This window comes from Synechococcus sp. UW106 (assembly GCF_900474015.1).
GTDB lineage: Bacteria > Cyanobacteriota > Cyanobacteriia > PCC-6307 > Cyanobiaceae > Parasynechococcus.
The window spans coordinates 1-22446 of record NZ_UCNV01000012.1; the positions used below are offsets into that span (position 1 = coordinate 1).

A 22446-nucleotide genomic window follows, 5' to 3' on the forward strand; every position below is an offset into this window, starting at 1 on the left:
GAGGACGTCGAACCATCCCCGCTGTGGCGCGCGTCCTACAGCGATCGTCATGAGAGGTGAACGGTGCGGAAAGCCGCAGGCTGTGGGATACGCCGCGACCTTAACAATCTTCAAGCGTCCTGCGGGGCTGAATTTACTGAGCTGAAACCCCTCGTATCGCTTTGTTTCTTAGGGATTTTTTCCTATTTCGACGCATGGGCCTTTCTGCGGTCACAATGGCGCTTCGTTCTGGCTGGGTCATGTCCGCAGCAGTGCTCGAGCAAACCGTGCTCGGCTCCCGTCGTCTCTCGAATTATCTGGTGGCATCTGCCGTCACCATTGGCGGAGTGGGCTTCCTTCTGGCTTCGCTGTCGAGTTATCTCGGTCGTGATCTCCTGCCTCTGGGCCATCCAGCTGCTTTGGTGTTCGTGCCGCAGGGGCTGGTCATGGGGTTGTACAGCCTCGCTGCGGCGTTGCTGGCCACCTATCTCTGGTACGTCATCGGTGTGAATGTCGGCGGCGGTAGCAACCGGTTCGACAAGGACGCCGGTGTGGTGACTATCAGCCGTCGCGGTTTCCGCAAACCCGTTCTGGTGGAGATCCCTCTTAAGGACGTGAAGGCCGTGAAAGTCGAGGTGCGTGATGGTTTCAATGCTCGACGTCGTGTTGCCCTGAGAATTCAGGGACGACGTGACATGCCACTGACCCGCGTCGGCGAACCGCTGCCTCTGGCGCAGTTGGAGCAGGACGGTGCTGAGCTGGCCCGCTTCCTTGGCGTCAATCTCGAGGGGCTCTGATCCGATGCGTCGTTTTCGTTTGTGGACGCTGCTGTGTCTCATCCCCCTGCTGGTGAGTTGCAGTCCCTCTCCGCGTGCCTCCGTCGTGACGGGCTGCGCTGATGCTCAGGCGGCCTGCCTGCAGGGGCTGGCCACCATCACCATGCAGACGAGCCAGGGCGAGTTCACGATTGAAGTGAACGGAGATGCTGCACCGCTCACCTCCGGAAATTTTGTTGATCTGGTGAGGCGCGGCACCTACGACGGAACGATGTTTCATCGTGTTGTGCGCGAGCCTGTCCCCTTTGTTGTGCAAGGGGGGGATCCGCAATCCAGCGATCGATCCGTTCCCTTGGGGCAGCTTGGAACGGGCAGCTTTGTTGACCCCGCCAATGGTCAAGCTCGGATGATCCCCCTTGAAATCAAGTTTCGATCGGAGACCCAGCCCCGATACAGCAGGGTCAGCACCAATCCCGCTGACCTGGATGGTCTGGAGCTGACCCATGAACGGGGGGCCGTGGCCATGGCCCGTTCCCAGGCGCCGGATTCCGCTAGTGCACAGTTTTATGTGGCTTTGCGCCCCTTGCCGGAACTGGATGGTCGTTATGCCGTCTTCGGCCGTGTCTTGGACGGCATGGATGTGGTGGATGCGATTCAGCAGGGAGATCGCATCATCAAGGCAGCGTTAAAGGAGTGAACTCAGGCCGGGACCCGGCTCTGGCTCGGGGACACCTTCAGCATTTCTGTGTTAACCCCTGAAGCCCGCTCCAGCGCCACCTTGCCGGTGCGGGCAATTTCGAGAATTCCGAAGGGAGCCATTAAGCGTTCCAGGGCTACTAGTTTCCCGGGATCTCCCACCACTTCCAGGGTCATGGCTTCATCGGCCACATCCACGACCTTGGCCCTGAAGACCTGAACGAGTTCGAAAACAGCGCTCCGAGATGCTGCCGGTGCTGAGACTTTCAGCAGCATCAACTCCCGTTCCACAGCGGGGCGCTGGGTGAGGTCCAACACCTGAAGCACATTCACCAGTTTGTCCAGCTGTTTGGTCATCTGCTGGAGCGTCTGGTCATCGCCTTCAACAACCATGGTCAGTCGAGACTGCCCTTCCGCCTCTGCTGGACCGACTGCCAGGCTGTCGATATTGAAACCGCGTCGGGCGAAGAGTCCTGCGATCCGGCTGAGTGCTCCGGATTCGTCCTCAACCACCACCGAGAGGGTGTGTTTCATCGCCGCTGGTCGTCCCCTGCCGGTCTGGTCCTCCCAAGTTACGGTCCAGCCAGGGCAACAACACAGAAAGGAAGCGATCGGGTGCTTCGTCATGGGGGCAGTGACCGCAGCGATCCAGCACACGCAGTACGAGTTGTGGATGCGTGGCTGCCAGGGATTCCCCGATCGCCAGGGGCACAAATCGATCCTGACGTCCCCAGATCAGAAGCATGGGGGATTGGAGCTGCTCGAGCAGTGCGGGGGCAGTGGCTCCTCTGGGGCGCTTCGACATGCCCAGGCTCATGCCCCGGAGGGCCTGAGCGGCCGTGGGCCTTCGGGCAGGACGGGCAACCAGCTGAAGCAGTTCTTGATCGGATTGGATCGAACTCCAGTAGGCCCCCTGTAGCCCGGCTTTGAGCAAACCTGTGCGTGCGATCAAGGGCACCACAAGCTCAAGGGGCAGAAGATGCAGAACCAGCCAAAGCAGGCGCCGCTGCCAGCGCCGTCGCCAGGGCGAGCGACGTTTCGGCAGCGGTTGGATCAGGGCGGGGTCCGGTAGCGGAGCTGCAACTACCGCCTGCACCCTGTCGGGCCGCAGCACCGCTGCGGTGAGCGCAGTCAGGCCCCCCAAGGAGTTGCCGATCACCACCGCTGGTCCTTGAACCACTTGATCGAGGAACGCGCAGACCTGCTGCGCCCAGAGCCGATTGTCCATGGGCCGCGCCGGCTGGGCGGACTGACCGAAACCCAGCAGATCCAGGCTGTAGACCCGCCAGCCATGATCAGCCAATCGCGGCGCAAAGTGGCGCCAGTGTCCGCTGGCGGCGCCGAAGCCGTGCAACAGCAGCAGAGCGGGGCCCGCTTCAGGGCCGCTGACGCGCCAGTGGCAGGGCCAGCCTCTCCAGCACCAGGTGCTTGGAACGCCCCACTCGGCAGTCTGGATGGCAGCAGACGGCACCCTTCTGACCTCAACCGATCATCACTATCGCGAAGGTCTGGCTGAGTTCAGCCTTGGCCCAGGGTTTTTCAGGCCTGAGTCACGCCCGGCACGCGATCTCTCGGTGTTGCTGGCCCGCCACCAGAAGGCACGCGCAACGCAACCACTCCGTTGGCTTGATCTGATGGCCGGTTGTGGGATCAGGGCGCTGCGCTGGGGCCTGGAGGCGTTGGGCAGCGATGCCGCTGAGACAGAGCTCTGGATCAACGATGGTGATCCGGATCGGCTGCCGCTGATCCAGTCCAATGTGCAGGCATTGGGGTGTTCAACGCGGCTCAGCGCTGAGGCGGCAGATTTGTTGCTTTATCGGTCGATCCTTCAGCGTCAGCGGTTCGATTTCATCGACCTCGATGCCTTTGGGGCTTCGGGGAGCTTGATTCAGCCGGTCCTTCAGGCTTTGCGCTTCGAAGGCCTGTTGTTTCTGGCATCGACGGATGGCCGTTCCCCCACCGGTCATGACCGTGTTGGTGCGATTCGAAGCCTTGGTGCCGCAGCTCGCGTGCATCCCGCTAGCTGGGAAATGGCTCTGCGGCAGCAGATCGGCCTGGTGGCCCGGCAGGCCTGGCTTCTGGGCCACGGTGTGCAGCCCCTGTTCAGCTTTAGTGAAGGGCGCACCTTTCGCCTCGCCCTGCGCTTGCTGCGTCAGATCCCAGCGGGGGATGAGAAGAAGCTTGGGCTGGTGGCACGTTGTGAACGATGCGGTGCTCAACGGGTGCAGCCTCTGCTGAAGCTCAGCGGCTGGCCTGCTTGTCATTGCTTGGAGGGTCAGGGGAGGTGGAGCATCAGTGGCCCTTTGTGGATTGGTCCTCTGCAGGAAGAACCTCTTTTGCAGCAGCTCATTGCCGATGCCCAAGACCTTGGCCTTCAGCAGATCAGCCCTGTCACCCTGCGCTTGTTGCGGCGCCTGCAGGCGGATCCTGGGGATTGCCCCACGGTCTGGCCTACAGATGAGCTGGCCTCGCGATTGGGAGGCGGTGGGCCGCCCGCCCTCGGTCGACTGGTGCAGGCGCTTCATGCCGAGGGCTACCGCGCAAGTGCCAGTGGAGTCATGCCAGCACAGGTCAGAACCGATGCGGAATTGCCGCAGCTGTTACAGATCTGCACCAGCCTGCGGGGGGAAGGGATTTAAATGGGCGTGCGATCGCTTTGCCCAGACCATGGCTGCTGAGATTTTTGGAACTGCTGCGATCTTCTGGGTCCTAATTCCCATCGGTCTCGCTGGTGGTGCTCTGCTGCTGAAACTGCAGGGCGACGACTGAAGCAGTCGCTTTGAAGCGGGGGCCATTAGGCTCCCGTCTTCGCGAGGAAGGCGCCGATGCAAGTGCTTGTGGTGGGTGGCACGGGCACCCTGGGACGACAAATCGCCCGTCGTGCCATCGATGCCGGCCACCAGGTGCGTTGCATGGTGCGGGCTCCGCGCAAAGCCGCCTTCCTCCAGGAATGGGGTTGCGAACTCACCCGTGGCGACCTGCTCGAACCAGACAGCCTGGATTACGCCCTTGAAGGCGTCGATGCCGTTATCGATGCGTCCACAAGTCGGCCCAACGATCCACGCAGCATCTACGAGACGGATTGGGACGGAAAGCTCAATCTGCTTCGTGCCTGTGAAAGGGCTGGGGTCAAGCGTTTTGTTTTTCTCTCCTTGCTGGGAGCCCATCAGCATCGCGATGTTCCATTGATGGACATCAAGGCCTGCACGGAGAAGCTGCTGGAGTCATCGGATCTGGATTACACGATCCTGCAGGGTGCTGCGTTCATGCAGGGGGTGATCAGCCAGTTCGCCATCCCTGTTCTGGAGAGCCAAACCGTTTGGGTCAGTGGCAGCCCTACGGCCATTGCCTACATGAACACCCAGGACATGGCTCGATTCGCTGTTGCGGCTCTCGAGCGGCCGGAGACCGTTCGCAGTACGTATCCGGTCGTCGGGCCTAAGCCCTGGAACACCGGTGAACTGGTGCAGCTGTGCGAACGCTGCAGTGGCAAGACGGCCAGGGTGTTTCGGGTTCAGCCCTTCTTGATCAACCTGATGCAGGGTGTGGCCTCCTTCTTTGAGCCTGCCGTCAACGTGGCGGAGCGGCTTGCATTTGCAGAGGTCACCGGTAGCGGTCAGACCCTCGACGCTCCGATGCAAACCAGCTACTCAGCTTTTGGTCTCGACGCATCCGAAACCACCGAGATGGAGAGTTACATCAGTGAGTACTACGACACGATCCTGAAGCGTTTGCGAGAGATGGAAGCGGATCTCGACAAGGACGCGAAGAAAAAGCTCCCCTTCTGAACCTTGATACCCCTTGGTTCTTTTGTACTATCGCCTTAATTGATCCTTTTCTGATGGCTGTCGCTCAGCTCAAAAATCTGCAGCGGCGTCTGCAATTGTTGTCGGATGAAGCAGAACAGGGTCTCAACCGTGTTTGCGGTCATGAGTTGTGGAAGTCGGTGGGCCCCGATGCGGTTGATGGTGTGGCGGATCCGGACCGTCGAGCCGAGGCCAACTACTGGTACGGCCAGTGGAATGTGGTGCGTGAGCTACAGGAGGCCATCGGCTGATGGCTGAGTCGTGCTGCCCTCCCTCTCAGCCCCAGTCTCTGGATCAAACGCAGGCTGTTGAAGCCCGTTACGGAGCCGCTGCACACGAGCAGGAAGCCTGCTTGTGCACCCCGGTTGGATTCGACCCTGCTCTGCTCCGAGTGATTCCCGATGCTGTTGTCGAGCGTGATTACGGCTGCGGTGATCCCACCCGATGGGTGAAGCAGGGTGATCGTGTGCTCGACCTTGGCAGCGGCAGCGGTAAAAACGCCTTCATCTGCAGTCAAATTGTCGGAAAGTCCGGCAGCGTCACCGGTGTGGATCGCAACGAAGACATGCTTGTCCTGTCTCGTTCGGCGATCCCGGTGGTGGCGTCAGCAGTGGGGTTCGACAACGTCCGTTTTGTTGATGGAGCCATCGAAGCCCTTGATGCGCCTTCTGCCGCGGGAGAGCCCCTGATTGCCGATGCCTCGATGGATGTTGTGCTGAGCAACTGTGTGCTCAATCTGGTGAATCCATCCTCCCGCGACAGGCTTCTGGCCAACATTCGCCGGGTTCTGGCTCCCGGCGGACGGGTTGCCATCAGCGACATCGTCTGCGATCAGGCTGTGCCCCTGCGTTTGCAGCAGGACCCTGATCTTTGGAGTGGGTGTATCAGTGGCGCCTGGCAGGAGCAGGATTTCTTGGAAGCCTTCGAGGCCCTTGGCTTTGAGCAGGTTCGCTATGCAGAGCGCAGCGAAAAGCCCTGGCGCGAGGTCGAGGGCATTGCGTTTCGCGCGGTCACCCTCGTCGGTTCCCTCCCCGACGAGGTCCAGAAGAGATCGTCTTGCTGCTGATGAGCTTGTTGAGCCGCTCTTGTTCAGCACCTGTTACTGCACGCCAGTCTCCGGCTTGAAGTTCTTTCAGGTCCAGCGGTGGGCCATTGTCCATCAAGTCAATGCAGCAACGCACCAAACGCAATGTCGGTAGTCCGACGGCCGCAGTCATGCGTCGCACTTGCCGGTTGCGTCCTTCGGTAAGTGACAGCTGTAGCCAGCTGGTGGGGATCGCGGCGCGGTAACGAATGGGAGGCCTTCTATCGGGGAGTTGCGGTTGGTCGTGCCCTTGAAGCCACTGTGCTTTCGCCGGCAGGGTGCGACGGCCTTGAATGACAACACCATCCCGAAGCTGTTGCAGCTGTTCGATGGTGGGCGTGCCTTCGACTTGCGCCCAGTAGCTGCGCCAATGGCCAAAGCGTGGGTCGGTGAGGCGCTGCTGCAGGCGACCGTTGCTGGTGAGGATCAGAAGCCCCTCGCTGTCGGCGTCAAGACGCCCAGCGGCGTAGACCTGGGGCACGTCAACAAAGTCGCTCAAGCACCCCCAACGGCTCCCTTCCTCTGGCGTGAATTGACTCAAGACCCCAAAGGGTTTGTTCAGCAGCAGCGTCGTCAAGTCAGCTCGCGTTCTCTCGCATCCTCCACAGGTTGACCACGCCGACGGAGATCAGCAGCAGACCGAGATCCATGCTCAACGGGGGAAGAATCACGGCGGGGGGAGAGGGGTCGGCGTTGGAGCCTAAGGGCTCTGTTCTCTCGGCGGGGCGCAAGTGGCCTTCTAAACTGATACAAGCAAGACAGAATTGGCTACCGACGCATGATCGAAACCTCGGGCGTGATCGAGAAGGAACAGGGCAATGGGTTCTATCTGGTCACCCTCGAGCAACCTGCAGGCCACCAATGCCTTTGCAGAGCGGCTGGAAAGCTCACCAAGTTTCGAATCAAATTGCTTGCCGGTGACAAGGTTCTGGTGGAAATCAGCCCCTATGACCTAACCCGTGGCCGCATCACTTATCGAGAGCGCAATGCAGGTGCGCCTGGTGGTCGTCCCGGTGGAAACCGCCCCGGTGGCCCTCGCCGTCGTTGAAGGCCGCTGCCCTTAGGCGGCAGCCTGAAGGCAGGATTCAATCGCAGCTTTGAATTCGCTGCGCTGCTTAACGCCGCGCCACTGCTTCACCATGGCTTTCTGGTGAAACAGTTGAACCGTCGGAGTGCCATTGACCCCAGCCTGTTCGGCGATCTCCTGATCCGCTTCGATGTCGATGACGACGGCCTGGGCAGATCCATTCAGCTCTTCGATCACCCGCCGCAGCTGAGGCTTCAGCACGTGGCAAGGACCGCAGCTGGGTGATGTGTAGATCACCAGTAGAGGCTTCGTGCTGTCGTGATAAAGCTTGCGGAGGGCAAAGCTTCCTTTCTGCCACAGCCCTTGTGGGTCGTAGGTCGCTTCTGTGGTGACCTCCACGTTGACCGGTCGTTCTGCCACCGCTGGCTCCACGTCCTGGCGTTGCACCCTGGTGGCCAGGTTGTGATGGCTTAGCCAGCGCTCTGCTGCCAAGGCTGCTTTGCAGCCACTCCCGGCTGCGGTGATGCCCTGTCGCCATTCAGCATCAGCCACATCGCCGGCAGCGAAGACTCCCTCCAGGGACGTTTCCGGACGCCCCAGTTCCGTTTTCAGATAGCCCTTCTCGTCGAGATCAAGTTGCCCCTGAAGCAAATCGGTGTTGGGGGTATGGCCGATTGCGTAGAAGAGCCCTTTGACAGAAAGGCTCTGAGAACTCCCTTCATTGCGATCCCGCAGGATCATCGACTGCATCCAGTCATCTCCGCTGACGTCAACGATCTCGCTGTTCCAGTGCACTGTGATGGCCTCATTGGCCAACACCCGGTCAGCCATGGCAGCGCTGGCACGGAGTTTGTCCGAGCGCACCACGAGATGAACATGGCTTCCATATTTGGTCAGATACACCGCCTCTTCGCAGGCGGAATCGCCGCCGCCGACCACCGCGAGCTCTTCGTTGCGGAACTGCGGTGTGGCTCCGTCACAGATTGCGCAGGCGCTGATGCCCTTGCTCCAAAAGGCAGCCTCTGAAGGAAGTTTGAGACGGTTTGCACTGGCTCCGGTGGCGATCACCAGGGCGTGGGTGTGGATGGTCTGTCCGTCGACCTCAATGCGATAAGGCTTCGACGTCAGATCAATGCTGTCGGCATCGGCTTCCAGCAGGTGGGTGCCCCAACGAACAGCCTGGGACTTCATCAGATCCATCAGGTCAGGACCGAGAACACCATCCGGAAAACCGGGAAAATTCTCGACATGAGTCGTGGTCATCAACTGTCCGCCGGGGATACCCCCGCGTTGAAAGCCGGTGATCAGCAGCGGTTGCAGGTTGGCGCGTGCTGCATAGATGGCTGCCGTGTAACCGGCTGGGCCTGAACCGACTACCACCAGATTTTCGATGTGATCCGAACCGCCTTGAACCACCGCTTAAGCGAACTGACTATGAGTTAAATCTAAAGCCCGGCTTGAGCCAGTGGTGAGTTGCAATCCGAAAAAAGATGCTTCAAGTTTGGAGAAATTTAAGGTTGTTTTTAGATTTCAACCTGGGAATCGTTGGACGTTGGGTCGTGAATCGGTCGACGCTTGCTTGGATTGCGCGGAACGGCCAAAACATTGGCCTCAAGCATCTCAATGTTTTCTCCTATGCAAGTGATCCATTCGCAGAATTCTTGGGTGATGGCATAACTGTCTTCATAGCGCTCTTCCTTGTCCAGGACTGCGATGCGCGTGGATGCCCAGCCGCTTGCAACGATGACCCGGCGTTCCATTGCGGCATCCATGACTGACTCCTCGATGTTGATCAGGTTGACGGATCGGAGGTCCCATTCGAGCCTCCCATTCGCACAAGTTCGCATTTTCCTCTGACCAAAGCTGTGTTCAGCGCTGCAAAAAAGTGGGCAATTCGGGTGTTTTCAGGCGGATCACCGCACCGGCTCCATCTTCAACCGCTTCGAGGGGAAGGCTGGGGCCGCGCCATGGCCCAACACCCTGCAAGTCATCCTGGGAGTCCTGGCCCTGAGGGCGCAGCACGTAAGGCTCTGCCACCGACCATGACCGTGCGTAGTCCATGAGCAGTGGGTCTGCCGGAGCGAAGACGAAGGAGGCTTCTCGGGGGATGGCTTCGCAGGCGGCTAGTTCTGGTGTCATCCGCACGGCCCGGGTGATGCCCTGCACAAAACGGCTGCGGGTCACAACGGTGGTCAGATAGGCAACCACCCTTAGTCGTGGTGCATCAAAGCCTTCCGCGCACATGTCAATGCTCACAAGCCAATCGGCACTCCCGCTTTGGAAGGCGTTCAAGCGTTCCGTCGCTTGGGGGCTCTGGGAATGAATCAGCTCCACCCGGTTGCCGTCGTCAATCAACACCCGGCTGATGGCCTCGGCGTGATTGATGTCGCGGGCGATGACAAGGCCAGCTGACTGTGGCTGACGCTCCTGAAGTTGATTCAGTTTCTGCTGCGCTCTCAGCAGCACCTGCTGGCCAATGCTGCTGCTGTCGGCTAAGCGTATGGCGCGACGCAGGTTGCGAGCACGCCAGCTTTCCCGCTGTTCGGAAGAAAGGGGGGAAACGTTGCGATCGGGTAGTCCCTCGCGGCTGTGTTCCACCCAGCCGTCTTGAAAGCGGAACTCCAGGGGGCGGACATCCCCTGCCGCGATCAGGTCCCTTGGTTCCACGCAGAGATCCGGACGGATCTGCTCGACCCAGCCACCGTCGTCCAGTTGAACCCGGATTCGACGGGCGGCACAGAACCCCAGGTTGTCGGCACGAAAGGGGGTTCCTGTGAGTCCCAGACGCAGGCGGACGGTCTTGGTCAGCTCCAGAAAGGTCTGTCCCCAGGCTGTTGCGTCCGGTTCGTCGGGATTGACGCCGAGATGGTGTGCCTCATCGGCGATCGCCATGCAGTCGCTTGTGCCCCATTCCTCAAGACGTGCTCGCAGCGCGTCTGGTTGACGACCCGCACCCTGATACGTCACCAAAAGACCGTCTGCTCCAAGGCTCTGTTCCGGCGTGCAGGGCCACTCCTCCAGCCGAAAGCCGAGCCGTGAAGAGGCTGATTTCCACTGATTCAGAATTGAGGTCCGGTGGCAGAAGACCACGAAATGGTTCAGCCGGCCTTGATCCCGCATCGCGCGGAATCCCAACAGGGCACCCAATGTTTTCCCCGCCCCTGGACCTGCAAACACCAGAAGGTCGCGGCTGCTGCCCTGAAGTTCGAGCCTGCGCCGCAGGAGCTGGATCAGCTGTTGCTGCCACTGTCTTGGTTGGACAAGTACTGGGTCTTGATCGGTGTTGACCTTGGACGGGAGGTTGAAGCTGACGGCTGAGATATCGCCCCCCCCCGGAAGATGAGTCTTTTTAACCATTCTTTTGCGCCGTGGCATCTCTACCGTCCGGCCATCAGCTCCATCGGGATCGGGTCCCGCCCATCGCCATGGCCCAACGCTCCTTCTTCAGCAGCCCCCTCGATCAGCATCGCGATCAACTGGATGGCTGTTGGGAACTCGATTGCGACATCGACCCATTGATTCTTCGAGCGCGCGTTCTGCATCGCCGCGGAGAGGTGAGCTGGGCCCTTGGGCTTGAACAGGAAGTGCTGCCGATCGTTTGATTCGGCAGCACGTTTTGGCGCCAGAGCCTTTCTTCAGAGCGCTTCAGCGTGGTTAACCACTAAGTGTTCCACTTCCATCAAGGCTTCTTCTGAGGCGGAGCGAGCGGCCTTGAAATCCCCCTTCGCTGAGTTCAGCATCTGTTCAGCGAGCCGATCCAGCAGCTCTTCCCGGCGTTCCTCAAGCATCGCCACGATTTCGGTTTCCACAAGCGTGCGGACCGCCTGGATGCGCAGGTCATCATTCTCCGCTTCTGCAAATGTGCCCTGCACGAGTTCCTGGATGAACAGGCGGTGCACTTCGCTGCTGCGCAGAAAGCTTTCCGTGGCGTTGATCATCCCGTCAACCAGGGTTCGATCGGGCTCGCATTCGCCGTCATTCAACTTGAATTCCCAGTCGAGGTGTCGCCGCTGCCAGCCGGCCGTGTGCAGGCTCGGCATCACGCTTTGAGAGAAGGTGTCGACGGAGATTTCATAGATCCGCTCCGCCAGTCGTTCACACCAGTCCTTGCCATGCAACTGGAGGGTGGATTGCATGGTTTCCCGTTCAACGGCGTGGCCGCCGTGGTGGCTGTGACAGAGGCCGTCGGGACACTCGATTGCGCTGAGACCCATGAGGAGCACAGAGGATGAGCTTCACGTAGCAAGAGCGACAGAACAGGGTGTCTTTCTTCAGGAAGCTTCCCGATCGTGAGAGGGCGACCTCGTAACCTCACTTGGGTCGGTGGTTGTGTTCCCCTTGCCCAGACTTCTGATACCGGTGGAGTCGACACCGGAAGAAACCCGGGTTGCGGCAACGCCCGACACGGTCAAAAAATTCATTTCGTTGGGCTGCAATGTGGCAGTCGAACGCGGAGCCGGTACAGCCTCCGGCTACCTCGATGAGGCTTATGCCGAGCAGGGTGCGGATTTGATCCATGCCGGAGATGCATCGGCCTGGAGTCAGGCGGATGTTCTGCTCTGTGTTCAATCGCCGAGCGAAGCCGGCCTAGCCCGCCTTCGCCAGGGAGCGTTGGTGGTTGGTCTGCTCTCCCCCTACGCCAACGAAGACTTAACGGCAGGCCTTCAGCGCGGCGGTCTCTCTGCCATGGCACTCGAACTGCTGCCGCGGATCAGCCGGGCTCAGTCTGCGGATGCTTTGTCCTCCCAGGCCAACATCGCTGGCTACAAGTCGGTGTTGCTGGCTTCCGCTGCTCTGGATCGTTACTTCCCGATGCTGATGACGGCAGCGGGCACCGTTCAACCTGCAAAGGTTGTGATTCTTGGAGCTGGTGTGGCGGGCCTTCAAGCGGTCGCCACAGCCCGCCGCCTCGGTGCAGTCGTCTATGTCAGTGACATCAGGCCGGCGGTCAAAGAGCAGGTTGAATCGCTCGGCGCCCGTTTCATTGAGCCACCTGAGTTGGAAGACAAGCCGGCTGAATCCGGCGGTTATGCCAAACAGGCCTCCGATGCATTCCTGGCTGCTCAGCGACAGCAGCTGTCTGATCAACTGGCTGAGGCCGATGTGGCCATCTGTACCGCCCAGGTGCCCGGTCGCCGTGCTCCGCGCCTGATCAGTGAAGACATGCTCGATCGGATGCGTCCAGGCGCTGTGGTGGTTGACCTGGCGGTGGCTCAGGGCGGTAACTGCGCCGACACCGTGCCTGGTCAGACCGTGGACCGTAAGGGTGTGAAGCTGATCGGCGGCAATGATCTGCCCTGCAGCGTTCCCAATCACGCCAGTGCGCTCTACGCCCGCAATCTCGTGGCTCTGTTGGAGCCCACCATGAAGGACGGTGTCCTCAACCTCGATCCCGAGGATGAACTGATCGCCGGCTGTCTGATCGCCCAGGACGGCACCATCCGTCGTGGCGACGTCCTTACCCCAGGTGCCAACTGATGTTTGTTGAATTCCTTTGGGTTCTCCTGCTTGGCAGCCTGCTTGGGCTGGAGCTGATCGGCAAGGTCCCCCCCACCCTTCACACTCCGTTGATGAGTGGTGCCAATGCCATCTCGGGCATCACCGTCCTGGCAGCGCTCACTGCGATCATCAAGGCGGGAGATAACACCGTGGTGTTGCTGCTCGGCTCCGTCTCGCTGGGCTTTGCCCTGTTCAACGTGATCGGGGGCTTCCTCGTGACCGACCGCATGCTGGCCATGTTCAGCCGCAAGCCTGCTCGCAAGGAGAACCGCTGATGTCTGACCTTCTGAAATACGCGATTGAGCTGGTTGCGGTTCTTCTGCTGGCCCTTGGCATCAAGGGGCTCTCCAAGGTGCGTTCAGCCCGGGGTGCCAATCAGCTGGCGGCTGTGGCCATGGGCCTAGCGGTGCTTGGTCTGCTGATCAACTATCTCGGCACCACCGGCATCAGCAGCGCGGCCTGGGTCTGGATCATTGCCGGCACGCTGGTGGGTGGTGTGCTCGGAGCCATCACTGCCCAGCGCGTGCCGATGACCTCGATGCCAGAGACGGTCGCCCTCTTCAACGGCTGCGGAGGCATGTCCTCGTTGCTGGTGGCGTTGGCTGCTGCGCTTTATCCGGTGGCCCTTGATGCGGCGGGTCCTGTGGCCGTGGTGTCCATCGTTGTGTCTGTCTTCGTGGGTGCGATCACCTTCACAGGCTCCATCGTGGCCATGGCCAAGTTGCAGGGCTGGCTTTCCACGCCTGCTTGGATGCAAAGCAAGGGCCGTCATGTCGTCAACATCGCGCTGGCGGTGGCATCCCTCGTGGGTGCCATTGAGATGCTGCGTAACGCTGATTCAGGCACGGGCCTCTGGCTTCTGATGGCGGCCTCCGGCCTGCTGGGCATCGGAGTGACGCTGCCAATCGGCGGGGCTGATATGCCCGTGGTGATTTCGCTGCTGAACAGCTACTCGGGTGTGGCTGCGGCCGCCGCCGGTTTCGTGGTGGGAAGCCAGTTGCTGATCGTGGCGGGTGCCATGGTCGGTGCCGCCGGCCTGATCCTCACCCAGGTCATGTGCAACGGCATGAACCGTTCTCTGGTGTCTGTTCTGTTTGGTGGAGCTCTTGGTGCGACCACTGCCACAGGCGGTGGTGGTGGCGAATACACCAACATCACCAGCTGCAGCGTCGAGGAATGCGCCCTCACCCTGGAGGCTGCTGAACGGGTGGTGATTGTTCCTGGTTATGGCTTGGCTGTGGCCCAGGCGCAGCACACGCTGCGGGAAGTGACCCGTGTGCTGGAGAGCGCCGGCATTGATGTGGCCTATGCCATCCACCCTGTGGCTGGTCGCATGCCCGGCCACATGAACGTGCTCCTGGCTGAGGCGGATGTGCCTTACGAACAGCTCCAGGAGATGGACCAGATCAATCCCGAGTTCCCTGCTACTGATGTGGTGCTGGTATTGGGGGCGAATGACGTGGTCAATCCCCAGGCCAAGAGTGATCCCAATTCGCCGCTGTACGGCATGCCGGTGCTGGATGTGCAGGATGCACGCACGGTGTTCGTGGTGAAACGGGGCATGAGTGCCGGCTACTCCGGCATCAAGAACGATCTGTTCGAGCTCGCTAACACTTCGATGTTGTTTGGGGATGCGAAAAAGGTTCTTGGCGACCTCTTGGTGGAACTCAAAGATCTGGGTCTGGGCAAGAAGTGATGAGCCGCGGCGTGGATAACCCCCAGCTGCGTGAGCGGCTGGGGGTTGCTTCGTTTCAACAGCGCTGGCCGTGGATTGGTGGCGATCTGCAAACCCTGCGAGACACCCTGCGCGAGGTGGATCTTCCCCACGATCAAGGGGTTCCGATTCCAATCCCTGTGCCTGCCTTGCCCAGTGGGGCTGCCGCTGCTGGGGCCTTGTTGGCGCTGCTTGATCAGCCTGAAGGGGAAGCCAGAGGCCTGGTGTTGCTTCTGCACGGGCTGGGGGGATCCAGCTCTCGTGAAGGCCTAAGGCGGATGGGTGTGGCTTTGCAGGCTGCAGGTTTTGCAGTGCTGCGGCTGAATCTGCGCGGTGCTGATCCCGGCCGGCATCTGGCGGGTGGTACCTACGCAGCGCGCTGCAACAGTGATCTGCTGCCGGTGATTGCGCGGGCACGAGCGTTGGCGGCGGGACGCCCGCTGCTGGGGGCAGGCATCTCCTTGGGCGGCACGATGCTTCTTAATGCCTGTCTGGCATCGCCCGGTGTGTTCGATGGCCTTTTTTGTGCAAGCAGTCCGCTTGATCTGGCGGCCTGCAGTGCCTCGATCGAACGGCCGCGCAATCGGATCTATCAACGCTGGCTGCTCAAGCGGTTGGTGCGGCAGACCTTGGCAGATCCCTTTGGGGTGAGCAGCCAGGAGGAGTCCACGCTGCTGACGACGCCACCACGTTCAATCCGTGCCTTCGACAGCGCCGTGACAGCTCCACGTTGGGGATTCTCGGATGTGGAGGCGTACTACCGCGAGGCCTCACCCCTTCAGCATCTGTTGTCGCATTGTGATGTGATGCCGCCCACGCTGCTGCTGCAGGCACTCGACGACCCCTGGGTTCCAGCTTCAGCTGCCATGGATCTGGCTGAGGGTTTGCCTCCCGAGGCTGGTATTCGCACATTGTTCACCCGAAAGGGGGGGCACAACGGATTTCACGGGCATGGCGGCTGTTGGGGTGATCAGTTGGCGGCAGCCTGGCTTGGCAGTTTGGTTGCTCGAGGTATTTGACCATCTGTTTTGTGGCTTGGTCCTAGGTAGCAAGCTCCAAGGAGATGTCGGCTTAAATGCTGTTAATCCTGCGCGAAATATCGATTATTTCTACAAAATTGACTTGCTTTTAGTGATTTGATGAATCTTTATCAGGGTGGAAATTGAAAAAATATCTGTTCTTGCTTTTGCTGCAGAACTCAGTCTCGAATTGAATGAATTGGATCTAGTTTTGCTGGGTTTTTGTGGGTTTGCGAGGGTATGCCTAGATTCAGGTAAACCCATCTAGAAGTAAAACGCTTTGTCAGAGGGGTTTTGATAGACAGCTCCGCCGCATCTTGTCGCAATCCTCCAAAGAGCTTTATGGATTGGGGTGGGGTCGTATCGCACTAGCTCGGGAAATCTTTGCCTCAACAGATTTGTTCCGTGCCAAGCGTTGTAGTGGGGAATCGATGAATTGACGTGATGACAAACGTGAGTAGATCCGATCCCGTGGTGCAAAAGATTAAGGATAGGTCCGTAAGGGCGGTCAACCGTCTGAAGAGCTCCCTTCGGCCAAGACCATGTTTCATTTGAAAAATGAGGAATATCGCTATTCGTATGTTGTAGCCAGGTGTATGTTGTCAGCCACATGTTGATTACCATGTATGGCAATCCATACAGACAGAGCACTCGAAGTGGGGAATATTGTATCGATGCTGCAATCAAGAAAGAAACCATGGCCAGCAAGCCAAGATTGGAACGGACCATCCATTTTTTGAATGTTTCAGGAAACAAGCGCCGCTTTCCGTTGGTGATTCGCTTGCCATTCCAAAAATGAGATGTAGGAGAGTCGTAGTCTTCCCCGCCAGTTGCTCCAAAAAATAGATAAAGCTGCCAGCCGATAACGAGATGGTTGAAGAGAGAGATAATCCCGAAGATGAATGGATGCAGGTTTTGCTTCAGCTGTTCTGTGGTTTTTCCTAATGGTGACGTTGCCCTTGGCGGTACGTGGGTTTCTCCTTTCTCAAGGTGATTGCAGTGGGCGTGATGTACGGCATGGCTATGGGCCCAGCTGTAGTAAGGCACAAGGAGAATGCTATGGAGAGCAAACCCCACGACCCCTTCGATCCGACGATTGGGGTGAAAGGCGTGATGGCCGCACTCATGGGCAATGACCCAGCAGCCCATCGCAATGGTGCCGGTAACAGCTCCATAGAGAATCCACAAAGGAGTGGCTGAGGCAGAAAGTGGGATAAGCGTTCCAATGCCAACTGCCAAGGCCGAGAGCCCAACTGACATCGCCAAACTCATCCACGCCTTGATCGGGCTCAACTTGGAGAGCTCAGGTGGCAAGGTTTTCAGTAACTCCGCTTTTGTCGGATAAGCGGCTGATTTATGAGTGTGTTCAGAGGCCGTTTTTGGTGGTCTGATCGTTGCTGCAAATGCCAATCGAGAGCCTCAGGACAAGCGAGAAGTGATCAACGCTTAAGGTTTTCATCATAGTTGTTCGTCTCGCGAGCTGTGGGTGCTGTCGAGTGGTAGATCCTGGTTGCTGCTCTGGAGGTCCCCTTGCTCAGTCGCCAGGAAAAAGCTGGTGCATTTGATCAGTTCCTTTTGCACTTTCTTGTGCCTTGCAGGAGTTATGGTGACGCTTGTTGGTGTATAGAAATATATACGCTAGATTGTTATTTGCTCTGCGAAGGAAATATGTTTAGAGCCTAATGGTGTTTTTTTTAGGATCCATTCTTCGACGGGTTGTTTGTCAACAATGTGCTTTTGAATAATTTTTTTTATCCTGCTGGGCGACACTTCTGCGTACCAAATTCCGTCTGGCCAAACAACAAGAATGGGTCCACGCTCACACACCCTGAGGCAATCAACTTTGCTCCTTAGGACAATCCCTTCAGGGCGTTGCGTGTTTTCTAAGTCCAGCTCACGAACAACGCTTTTCAGTTCATTCCAGGTTTGTGAACCTAGGGCAGGATCGCAGCATTTGGCTTTGTTGGCGGTAGCGCAGAGAAGAAGGTGGTGACTGACCCGTTGCATGCTTAAGCGGCGAGAGCTCCCACGGGTAAGCGGGTCACACCCCGATCCACCTGTTCACGCACCGCGGTTCGGGCCCACTGATCGACCCGCAGCACATCGTCCAGTTGCGGCTGGGCCATCAAGTCGGCTTTATGCCGCTCACAGGCTGCCTCGATCACCGTTGGGATATCTAAGAAGTGAATTCTCTCCTCAAGGAACTGCGCCACGGCTTCTTCGTTGGCGGCATTCATCACCGCAGGCATCGTGCCACCAGCGCGACCGGCGGCATAGGCCAGTTCCATGCAGGGGTACTTGGCGGGGTCAGGTGCGCGGAAGGTGAGCTGGCCGATTTCGGTGAGATCCAGCCGGCGCCATGGCGTCTCCAGGCGAGACGGCCAGCTCAGGCAGTAGAGGATCGGCAGCTTCATGTCGGGCCAACCCAGCTGGGCCAAGACTGACGAATCCGCCAGCTCGATCATGGAATGGATGATGCTCTGGGGATGGATCACGATCTCAATGTGGTCGTAATCCAGGCCGAACAAATAGTGGGCTTCGATCACCTCTAGGCCTTTGTTCATCAGGGAGGCTGAATCCACGGTGATCTTGCGGCCCATGCTCCAGTTGGGATGACTGGTGGCATCGGCCACGGTTGCCTTTTCCAGGTCAGCGGCCTTCCAGTCGCGGAAGGCGCCGCCGGATGCCGTTAGCTGAATCCGACGCAGTCCCGGTGTGGGCACTCCTGTAGACAGCCGTGCGTTTTCAGCCCAGGGGGTTCCCTGCAGGCACTGGAAAATGGCCGAGTGTTCTGAATCAGCTGGCAGCAGCCTGCTGCCGCTCTTTTTCAACTCCGGCAACACCACGGGTCCGGCAGCAATCAGCGTCTCCTTGTTGGCCAGGGCCAGGTCTTTGCCTGCTCGGACCGCCGCCAGGGTCGGTAACAATCCGGCGCAACCAACAATGCCCGTCACCACGAGGTCAGCGCTGTCCCATGCGGCAGCGACATTGAGGCCGTCAGCGCCCCCAACCAGCTTCGGCGTATGGCTGGCAGCAACGCCCGAATCCTTAAGACGCTCCTGCAGATCCGGCAGCAGATCGGCATCGGCCAGGGCCACCACTTCAGGGCGATGCCTCTGGATTTGTTGAACCAGAAGATTCAGGTTGCGGCCGGCCGTTAGTGCCACAACCCGGAACTGATCGGGGAATTCCTCAGCGATCTGAAGGGTCTGGGTGCCGATGGAGCCCGTGGATCCCAGCACGCTGATGGCTTTCACGCTGATCCGGCAGTTGCGACAAGTCTCCCACCAGGACTGTTAATCGCTGGCAAGCTGGCGGACAGCTTGTTGAGAGCGCATGGCGAAGGAACAGTGGCGATCGGGACTGGGCTTTGTCTTGGCGGCTGCGGGTAGTGCCGTTGGGCTGGGCAACCTCTGGGGTTTTGCCTACCGCGCATCTCAGGGGGGTGGCGGGGCCTTCCTGTTCCTATATGTGGTGATTGTGCTCTTGGTCTGCCTGCCGGTGCTGGTGGCCGAAATGGTGCTGGGTCGCAGCACCGGCCAGAGCCCTCTTCTTGCGCCGGTGACGGCGGCTGGTCGTCGCTGGCAGCCCATGGGCTGGCTGTTCGTGCTGGCTGCCTGTGGAATTCTGGCCTTCTATGCCGTGCTGATGGGCTGGACCGGGGCGACTCTTGTACAGACCCTGACGCAGGGACTTCCTGCGGATATCCCCTCAGCTGAAGCATTTTTCGCGGGTCTCAGTGGCGGACGTTCCGCCTTGATCGGCCAGCTTCTGAGTCTTGTGGCGACTGCCGGCGTGGTTGCTGCCGGCGTGCGCGGAGGAATCGAGCGTTTGTCCCGCTGGGGCCTTCCACTGCTGTTCGTTCTGCTGATCGGCCTTGCGGTTTGGGCCGCTGGCCTTGAGGGCGCCTCGGAGGGCTACCGGACCTTCCTGCTGCGCTGGGATAACAGCCAGTTGCGTGACCCCACCACGATTCGTAATGCCTTCACGCAGGCCTTCTTCTCGATTGGGACGGGAATCGGTTGCATCCTTGCCTACTCGGCCTATCTGAGCAGGCGTGCCCACCTGCCGCGGGAAGCCGTGGCGGTGGTTGGGATGGACACCGCTGTGGGATTGCTGGCTGGAATGGTCACCTTCCCCGTGGTGATGAGTTTTGGCCTTCAGGATGTGATCAGCGGCTCGACCCTGGGCACGATCTTTATCGCTTTGCCCACTGGCCTGGGGTCGCTTGGCTCCACAGGCCAGGTGGTGGCTGTGCTCTTTTTCGCCTTGGCCCTCATTGCTGCGATCACCTCAGCTGTGTCGCTACTGGAGGTGCCGGTGGCATGTCTGATCGATCGACTGGGTTGGAGTCGAGCTCGGGCCGTCTGGGTGTCCACGGCCTTGATCTTTGTGGCCGGGCTTCCGGCGGCCACCTCGATGGAGGTTCTGGGCTGGATGGACTCCGTGTTTGGGGGTTTATTGCTGATTCTTGGTGGGTTGCTGCTGGCGTTGTTGCTGGGCTGGGTGCTTCCGGAGCGCTTTCAGGAGGAGCTCACCCATTCAGGCAGCCCTCTTTGGTTGAAGCGCTTTCTGCTGGTCATGCTGCGTTGGATTTCGCCGCCTGTGATTGCCGTCGGTCTGGTGATCAGCGTGATCGATCTGATGTCTAGTTGAAGGATGCCGTGGGCCCAAAGGTGGCCTCCAACTGCTTTGAGGCGAGCGTGATTTCGCGTAAGAAGCAGAGCGCTGCTGAGGTAAGCGTCAGCATGGCGGCCACGAACAGCGGTGCCACAACCATCGAAAGGTTGATCTGTAGGGCCACCGTGAGAAAGATCACGGCAACAACCGTTGAAATTAATAGGGTCGACAGCGTGAGTAGGCCAATGGCACGAACCACCAACCGGATGCGCTGACGAATCAACCTGAATTCAGCCTGCTCGTCGCAGTCCAGCTCCTGGCAGCGACGTTTCAGCTCTCTGGCGCGATCCACACTGCGGCTCAACCGTCCCGACAGCACATTCATCATCGCTCCGATGCCAGCCAGGAGAAACACCGGTGAAACCGAGAGCTGAATGGCTTTCAGCAGTGTCTCCGCTGGTGCCGCACTCATGGCTCACCAGGAGGATTCAACATGGATTCCATTTTGCGGATCCTGAGCAGCATCTTGTTCCAGACCTCCGCTTTCCAGGCTTGCTCCGCATCGCCACTGGATTCAGCTAACTGCCTCTGAGTTGCGAGCTTGGCGTCGAGGTCTTCGCCGGCATCCAGGGCTTTCATCAGCTCCATTTCCAGCTTGGCGGTTTCCATGAAATTCAGCTTTTTCAGCCAGAGCATGGGGAGCGAGGTCGATGTGCTTTTCAGTCTGCCGGGATCAGGAGCGGATCCACTCCGTCACACCACCGGGTTTGTCGATCAGCTCCACACCCTTGGCAGCGAGCTCATCCCGGATCCTGTCGGCTTCTGCGTAGTTCTTCGCGGCTTTGGCAGCCTTTCTGTCTGCGATGGCCGCATCAATCGCGCTGTCATCGAGGATCGAGGCCGCCTCTGCTTCTGTGCGCAGTCCCAACACCGCCGCCAGTTGGCGTAGGAGCTGCCAGCGACCCTGGAGGGCGTTCAACTCCGGCTCAGGCAGTGCGGCGTCCTCGCCCCGTTCCAGCCGGTTGGCAAGGGCCCGGAGGGGCTTGGCCAGATCGAACAGAACAGCCAGTCCCCCCGAGCTGTTGAGGTCATCATCCATGGCGCTGATGAAGCGTTGCTCGAGCTCAATCAAAACGGTGTCGGTGGGACCGCCATCGGCATTCACGGCTCCCTCCTGCAAGGGTGCGGCGGAGCTCCAGCCGAGGCTGTCGCCATGGCGATTGCTAAGACCCAGTGCCGCGTTGAGCCCCTTCCAGCCGGTGGCCGCGGCATCCAAGGCATCCGCGGTGAAATCAAGCGGCTTGCGGTAGTGCGCTTGAAGTACAAACAGGCGCAGGGTCATCGCCGAGACCCCACTCTCCAGCAGCGCGCGGATGGTGGTGAAGTTGCCGAGCGATTTGCTCATCTTCTGACCGCCGACATTGACCATGCCGTTGTGCATCCAGATCCGGGCCAGGTCTTGGCCTGTAGCTGCTTCGGATTGGGCTATCTCGTTCTCGTGGTGCGGGAACACCAGGTCGGCGCCACCGAGGTGGATGTCGATTGTGTCTCCGAGCTCCGCCCGCACCATGGCTGAGCATTCGATGTGCCAGCCAGGGCGTCCCTCACCCCAGGGGGAGGGAAAGCTGGGTTCTCCGGGTTTGGCCCCTTTCCATAGCGCGAAATCGAAGGGGTGTTTCTTGCGGGCCTCTTCGGTATCGGCCACGCGACCGGCGGCATTGTCTTGTTGTTCGCTCAGATCGCGGCCACTGAGCTTTCCGTAACCGGCATGTTTCATCACCGCGAAATACACATCCCCCTCAGCGCTGTAGGCCGCACCCTTGGCTTCCAGTTCTCCGATGAGCTCTCGGATCCCATCCAGGCACTGGGTGGCGCGGGGCATGCGGTCGGGCCGCAGGATGCCAAGGGCGTCCATGTCTTGGTGGAATGAAGCAATGTTCCGCTCGCTCACCTCGGTCATCGAAGAGTTTTCCTCGTCGGCCCGCTTGAGGATCTTGTCGTCGATGTCGGTGAAGTTCTGAACGAAGGTCACCTCGAGGCCTCGCCAGATCAGATAACGCCGCAGCACATCCCAGTTGATGTAGCTGCGGGCATGGCCCAGGTGGCAGAGGTCATAGACCGTCACGCCGCAGCAGTAGATGCTCGCTTTGCCCGGTGTCAGCGGTGTGAACGGCTCGGTGCGGCGGGTGAGGGTGTTGGTGAGCCGCAAGGACACAGCCGTTCAGA

The 22446-nt window shown here is 59.5% G+C and carries 27 protein-coding genes; 14 read left to right on the top strand and 13 right to left on the bottom strand.

Annotated elements, in window-relative coordinates; all coding sequences use genetic code 11:
- Positions 1 to 239: 239 nt before the first annotated feature.
- Both DXY30_RS12310 and DXY30_RS12315 read left to right on the top strand, forming a co-directional pair.
- A complete protein-coding gene (locus DXY30_RS12310; RefSeq protein ID WP_115025401.1) occupies positions 240 to 776 on the top strand; it encodes a photosystem I assembly protein Ycf4 in 537 nt (178 codons plus the stop codon).
- A gap of 4 nt (positions 777 to 780) precedes the next feature.
- Positions 781 to 1452: a peptidylprolyl isomerase gene (locus DXY30_RS12315; protein WP_115095220.1), complete on the top strand. Its 672-nt coding sequence runs from the start codon at positions 781 to 783 to the stop codon at positions 1450 to 1452.
- Positions 1453 to 1454: 2 nt separating this feature from the next.
- On the opposite strand, the gene ilvN is transcribed toward DXY30_RS12315, so the two are convergent.
- Complete coding sequence (ilvN, locus tag DXY30_RS12320) at positions 1455 to 1985, bottom strand: acetolactate synthase small subunit (RefSeq protein ID WP_115025349.1); 531 nt, start codon at positions 1983 to 1985, stop codon at positions 1455 to 1457.
- Entirely contained in the window at positions 1957 to 2922 is a 966-nt protein-coding gene (locus tag DXY30_RS12325) for an alpha/beta fold hydrolase (RefSeq protein ID WP_115025348.1), read from the bottom strand. Before DXY30_RS12325 ends, ilvN begins: the two co-directional genes overlap by 29 nt.
- Here DXY30_RS12325 and DXY30_RS12330 point away from each other — a divergent pair.
- The 5 genes from DXY30_RS12330 to DXY30_RS12350 are packed head-to-tail and all read left to right on the top strand — an operon-like array spanning position 2906 to position 6323.
- Complete coding sequence (locus DXY30_RS12330; protein WP_115095221.1) at positions 2906 to 4090, top strand: N2,N2-dimethylguanosine tRNA methyltransferase; 1185 nt, start codon at positions 2906 to 2908, stop codon at positions 4088 to 4090. The genes DXY30_RS12325 and DXY30_RS12330 overlap by 17 nt on opposite strands.
- Positions 4091 to 4118: 28 nt before the next feature.
- Complete coding sequence (gene petM, locus DXY30_RS12335) at positions 4119 to 4220, top strand: cytochrome b6-f complex subunit PetM (protein WP_038553686.1); 102 nt, start codon at positions 4119 to 4121, stop codon at positions 4218 to 4220.
- Positions 4221 to 4276: 56 nt separating this feature from the next.
- The gene (locus DXY30_RS12340) at positions 4277 to 5239 is read left to right on the top strand and encodes an NAD(P)H-binding protein (protein WP_115095222.1); all 963 of its coding nucleotides are present in this window, start codon (positions 4277 to 4279) and stop codon (positions 5237 to 5239) included.
- Positions 5240 to 5292: 53 nt separating this feature from the next.
- The gene (locus DXY30_RS12345; RefSeq protein ID WP_006851288.1) at positions 5293 to 5508 is read left to right on the top strand and encodes a hypothetical protein; all 216 of its coding nucleotides are present in this window, start codon (positions 5293 to 5295) and stop codon (positions 5506 to 5508) included.
- Positions 5508 to 6323, top strand: a complete 816-nt coding sequence (locus tag DXY30_RS12350) for a methyltransferase domain-containing protein (protein ID WP_115095223.1) — start codon at positions 5508 to 5510, stop codon at positions 6321 to 6323. The genes DXY30_RS12345 and DXY30_RS12350 overlap by 1 nt, the downstream gene beginning before the upstream one ends.
- Here the strand turns inward: DXY30_RS12350 and DXY30_RS12355 are convergent.
- Positions 6268 to 6918 (bottom strand): pseudouridine synthase, encoded by a 651-nt coding sequence (locus DXY30_RS12355; protein WP_115095224.1) that lies wholly within the window; start codon positions 6916 to 6918, stop codon positions 6268 to 6270. The two genes, DXY30_RS12350 and DXY30_RS12355, sit on opposite strands and share 56 nt — an antisense overlap.
- Positions 6919 to 7119: 201 nt before the next feature.
- Between DXY30_RS12355 and infA the strand changes: the two genes are divergently transcribed.
- On the top strand, positions 7120 to 7389 hold the full coding sequence (infA, locus tag DXY30_RS12360; protein ID WP_006041809.1) for a translation initiation factor IF-1: 270 nt from the start codon (positions 7120 to 7122) through the stop codon (positions 7387 to 7389).
- A gap of 12 nt (positions 7390 to 7401) precedes the next feature.
- On the opposite strand, the gene trxB is transcribed toward infA, so the two are convergent.
- From trxB to DXY30_RS12375, 3 genes are all read right to left on the bottom strand, one after another.
- Positions 7402 to 8784, bottom strand: coding sequence for a thioredoxin-disulfide reductase (trxB, locus tag DXY30_RS12365; protein ID WP_115095225.1), 1383 nt, complete (start codon positions 8782 to 8784; stop codon positions 7402 to 7404).
- A 107-nt stretch (positions 8785 to 8891) separates the two neighbouring features.
- Positions 8892 to 9140 carry a hypothetical protein gene (locus tag DXY30_RS12370; protein ID WP_115095344.1) on the bottom strand — a complete coding sequence of 83 codons (249 nt, stop codon included), beginning with the start codon at positions 9138 to 9140 and terminating at the stop codon, positions 8892 to 8894.
- Positions 9141 to 9237: 97 nt separating this feature from the next.
- Positions 9238 to 10743 carry a DEAD/DEAH box helicase gene (locus DXY30_RS12375; RefSeq protein ID WP_244281404.1) on the bottom strand — a complete coding sequence of 502 codons (1506 nt, stop codon included), beginning with the start codon at positions 10741 to 10743 and terminating at the stop codon, positions 9238 to 9240.
- Between DXY30_RS12375 and DXY30_RS13695 the strand changes: the two genes are divergently transcribed.
- Complete coding sequence (locus DXY30_RS13695) at positions 10737 to 10970, top strand: hypothetical protein (protein WP_137006866.1); 234 nt, start codon at positions 10737 to 10739, stop codon at positions 10968 to 10970. The two genes, DXY30_RS12375 and DXY30_RS13695, sit on opposite strands and share 7 nt — an antisense overlap.
- A gap of 33 nt (positions 10971 to 11003) precedes the next feature.
- Here DXY30_RS13695 and DXY30_RS12380 read toward each other — a convergent pair whose 3' ends face one another.
- Entirely contained in the window at positions 11004 to 11582 is a 579-nt protein-coding gene (locus tag DXY30_RS12380; protein WP_115025339.1) for an EF-1 guanine nucleotide exchange domain-containing protein, read from the bottom strand.
- A 124-nt stretch (positions 11583 to 11706) separates the two neighbouring features.
- Between DXY30_RS12380 and DXY30_RS12385 the strand changes: the two genes are divergently transcribed.
- From DXY30_RS12385 to DXY30_RS12400, 4 genes are read left to right on the top strand one after another with little or no spacing between them, the layout of a single operon-like run.
- The gene (locus tag DXY30_RS12385) at positions 11707 to 12846 is read left to right on the top strand and encodes a Re/Si-specific NAD(P)(+) transhydrogenase subunit alpha (RefSeq protein ID WP_244281405.1); all 1140 of its coding nucleotides are present in this window, start codon (positions 11707 to 11709) and stop codon (positions 12844 to 12846) included.
- The gene (locus DXY30_RS12390; protein WP_115025338.1) at positions 12846 to 13142 is read left to right on the top strand and encodes an NAD(P) transhydrogenase subunit alpha; all 297 of its coding nucleotides are present in this window, start codon (positions 12846 to 12848) and stop codon (positions 13140 to 13142) included. The genes DXY30_RS12385 and DXY30_RS12390 overlap by 1 nt, the downstream gene beginning before the upstream one ends.
- Entirely contained in the window at positions 13142 to 14563 is a 1422-nt protein-coding gene (locus DXY30_RS12395) for an NAD(P)(+) transhydrogenase (Re/Si-specific) subunit beta (RefSeq protein WP_115095226.1), read from the top strand. Before DXY30_RS12390 ends, DXY30_RS12395 begins: the two co-directional genes overlap by 1 nt.
- Entirely contained in the window at positions 14563 to 15600 is a 1038-nt protein-coding gene (locus tag DXY30_RS12400; protein ID WP_170951258.1) for an alpha/beta fold hydrolase, read from the top strand. The genes DXY30_RS12395 and DXY30_RS12400 overlap by 1 nt, the downstream gene beginning before the upstream one ends.
- A gap of 264 nt (positions 15601 to 15864) precedes the next feature.
- Here DXY30_RS12400 and DXY30_RS12405 read toward each other — a convergent pair whose 3' ends face one another.
- The 3 genes from DXY30_RS12405 to DXY30_RS12415 all read right to left on the bottom strand — a co-directional run bounded on the left by DXY30_RS12405 (position 15865) and on the right by DXY30_RS12415 (position 18857).
- A complete protein-coding gene (locus DXY30_RS12405) occupies positions 15865 to 17010 on the bottom strand; it encodes a fatty acid desaturase (RefSeq protein WP_115095227.1) in 1146 nt (381 codons plus the stop codon).
- A gap of 228 nt (positions 17011 to 17238) precedes the next feature.
- Complete coding sequence (locus tag DXY30_RS14485; RefSeq protein ID WP_115095228.1) at positions 17239 to 17607, bottom strand: ferredoxin; 369 nt, start codon at positions 17605 to 17607, stop codon at positions 17239 to 17241.
- A 2-nt stretch (positions 17608 to 17609) separates the two neighbouring features.
- Entirely contained in the window at positions 17610 to 18857 is a 1248-nt protein-coding gene (locus DXY30_RS12415; RefSeq protein ID WP_115025335.1) for a 1-deoxy-D-xylulose-5-phosphate reductoisomerase, read from the bottom strand.
- Between the two features lie 79 nt (positions 18858 to 18936).
- Between DXY30_RS12415 and DXY30_RS12420 the strand changes: the two genes are divergently transcribed.
- Positions 18937 to 20256, top strand: coding sequence for a sodium-dependent transporter (locus DXY30_RS12420; protein ID WP_115025334.1), 1320 nt, complete (start codon positions 18937 to 18939; stop codon positions 20254 to 20256).
- On the opposite strand, the gene DXY30_RS12425 is transcribed toward DXY30_RS12420, so the two are convergent.
- The 3 genes from DXY30_RS12425 to cysS form a co-directional block, all read right to left on the bottom strand.
- A complete protein-coding gene (locus DXY30_RS12425) occupies positions 20249 to 20692 on the bottom strand; it encodes a DUF2721 domain-containing protein (RefSeq protein WP_115095229.1) in 444 nt (147 codons plus the stop codon). The genes DXY30_RS12420 and DXY30_RS12425 overlap by 8 nt on opposite strands.
- Positions 20689 to 20889 (bottom strand): hypothetical protein, encoded by a 201-nt coding sequence (locus tag DXY30_RS12430; RefSeq protein ID WP_244281406.1) that lies wholly within the window; start codon positions 20887 to 20889, stop codon positions 20689 to 20691. The genes DXY30_RS12425 and DXY30_RS12430 overlap by 4 nt, the downstream gene beginning before the upstream one ends.
- A 64-nt stretch (positions 20890 to 20953) precedes the next feature.
- Positions 20954 to 22435 carry a cysteine--tRNA ligase gene (gene cysS / locus DXY30_RS12435; RefSeq protein ID WP_115095231.1) on the bottom strand — a complete coding sequence of 494 codons (1482 nt, stop codon included), beginning with the start codon at positions 22433 to 22435 and terminating at the stop codon, positions 20954 to 20956.
- Between the last annotated feature and the right edge of the window lie 11 nt (positions 22436 to 22446).

What these genes read in the sequence shown, in the direction of transcription:
- DXY30_RS12310 (WP_115025401.1), top strand. Translation starts at nt 240, where the DNA reads ATGTCCGCAGCAGTGCTCGAGCAAACCGTGCTCGGCTCCCGTCGTCTC.
- DXY30_RS12315 (WP_115095220.1), top strand. Translation starts at nt 781, where the DNA reads ATGCGTCGTTTTCGTTTGTGGACGCTGCTGTGTCTCATCCCCCTGCTG.
- ilvN (WP_115025349.1), bottom strand. Translation starts at nt 1,985, where the DNA reads ATGAAACACACCCTCTCGGTGGTGGTTGAGGACGAATCCGGAGCACTC.
- DXY30_RS12330 (WP_115095221.1), top strand. Translation starts at nt 2,906, where the DNA reads ATGGCAGCAGACGGCACCCTTCTGACCTCAACCGATCATCACTATCGC.
- petM (WP_038553686.1), top strand. Translation starts at nt 4,119, where the DNA reads ATGGCTGCTGAGATTTTTGGAACTGCTGCGATCTTCTGGGTCCTAATT.
- DXY30_RS12340 (WP_115095222.1), top strand. Translation starts at nt 4,277, where the DNA reads ATGCAAGTGCTTGTGGTGGGTGGCACGGGCACCCTGGGACGACAAATC.
- DXY30_RS12345 (WP_006851288.1), top strand. Translation starts at nt 5,293, where the DNA reads ATGGCTGTCGCTCAGCTCAAAAATCTGCAGCGGCGTCTGCAATTGTTG.
- DXY30_RS12350 (WP_115095223.1), top strand. Translation starts at nt 5,508, where the DNA reads ATGGCTGAGTCGTGCTGCCCTCCCTCTCAGCCCCAGTCTCTGGATCAA.
- infA (WP_006041809.1), top strand. Translation starts at nt 7,120, where the DNA reads ATGATCGAAACCTCGGGCGTGATCGAGAAGGAACAGGGCAATGGGTTC.
- DXY30_RS12370 (WP_115095344.1), bottom strand. Translation starts at nt 9,140, where the DNA reads ATGGATGCCGCAATGGAACGCCGGGTCATCGTTGCAAGCGGCTGGGCA.
- DXY30_RS12375 (WP_244281404.1), bottom strand. Translation starts at nt 10,743, where the DNA reads ATGCCACGGCGCAAAAGAATGGTTAAAAAGACTCATCTTCCGGGGGGG.
- DXY30_RS12380 (WP_115025339.1), bottom strand. Translation starts at nt 11,582, where the DNA reads ATGGGTCTCAGCGCAATCGAGTGTCCCGACGGCCTCTGTCACAGCCAC.
- DXY30_RS12390 (WP_115025338.1), top strand. Translation starts at nt 12,846, where the DNA reads ATGTTTGTTGAATTCCTTTGGGTTCTCCTGCTTGGCAGCCTGCTTGGG.
- DXY30_RS12395 (WP_115095226.1), top strand. Translation starts at nt 13,142, where the DNA reads ATGTCTGACCTTCTGAAATACGCGATTGAGCTGGTTGCGGTTCTTCTG.
- DXY30_RS12400 (WP_170951258.1), top strand. Translation starts at nt 14,563, where the DNA reads ATGAGCCGCGGCGTGGATAACCCCCAGCTGCGTGAGCGGCTGGGGGTT.
- DXY30_RS14485 (WP_115095228.1), bottom strand. Translation starts at nt 17,607, where the DNA reads ATGCAACGGGTCAGTCACCACCTTCTTCTCTGCGCTACCGCCAACAAA.
- DXY30_RS12420 (WP_115025334.1), top strand. Translation starts at nt 18,937, where the DNA reads ATGGCGAAGGAACAGTGGCGATCGGGACTGGGCTTTGTCTTGGCGGCT.
- DXY30_RS12425 (WP_115095229.1), bottom strand. Translation starts at nt 20,692, where the DNA reads ATGAGTGCGGCACCAGCGGAGACACTGCTGAAAGCCATTCAGCTCTCG.
- DXY30_RS12430 (WP_244281406.1), bottom strand. Translation starts at nt 20,889, where the DNA reads ATGGAAACCGCCAAGCTGGAAATGGAGCTGATGAAAGCCCTGGATGCC.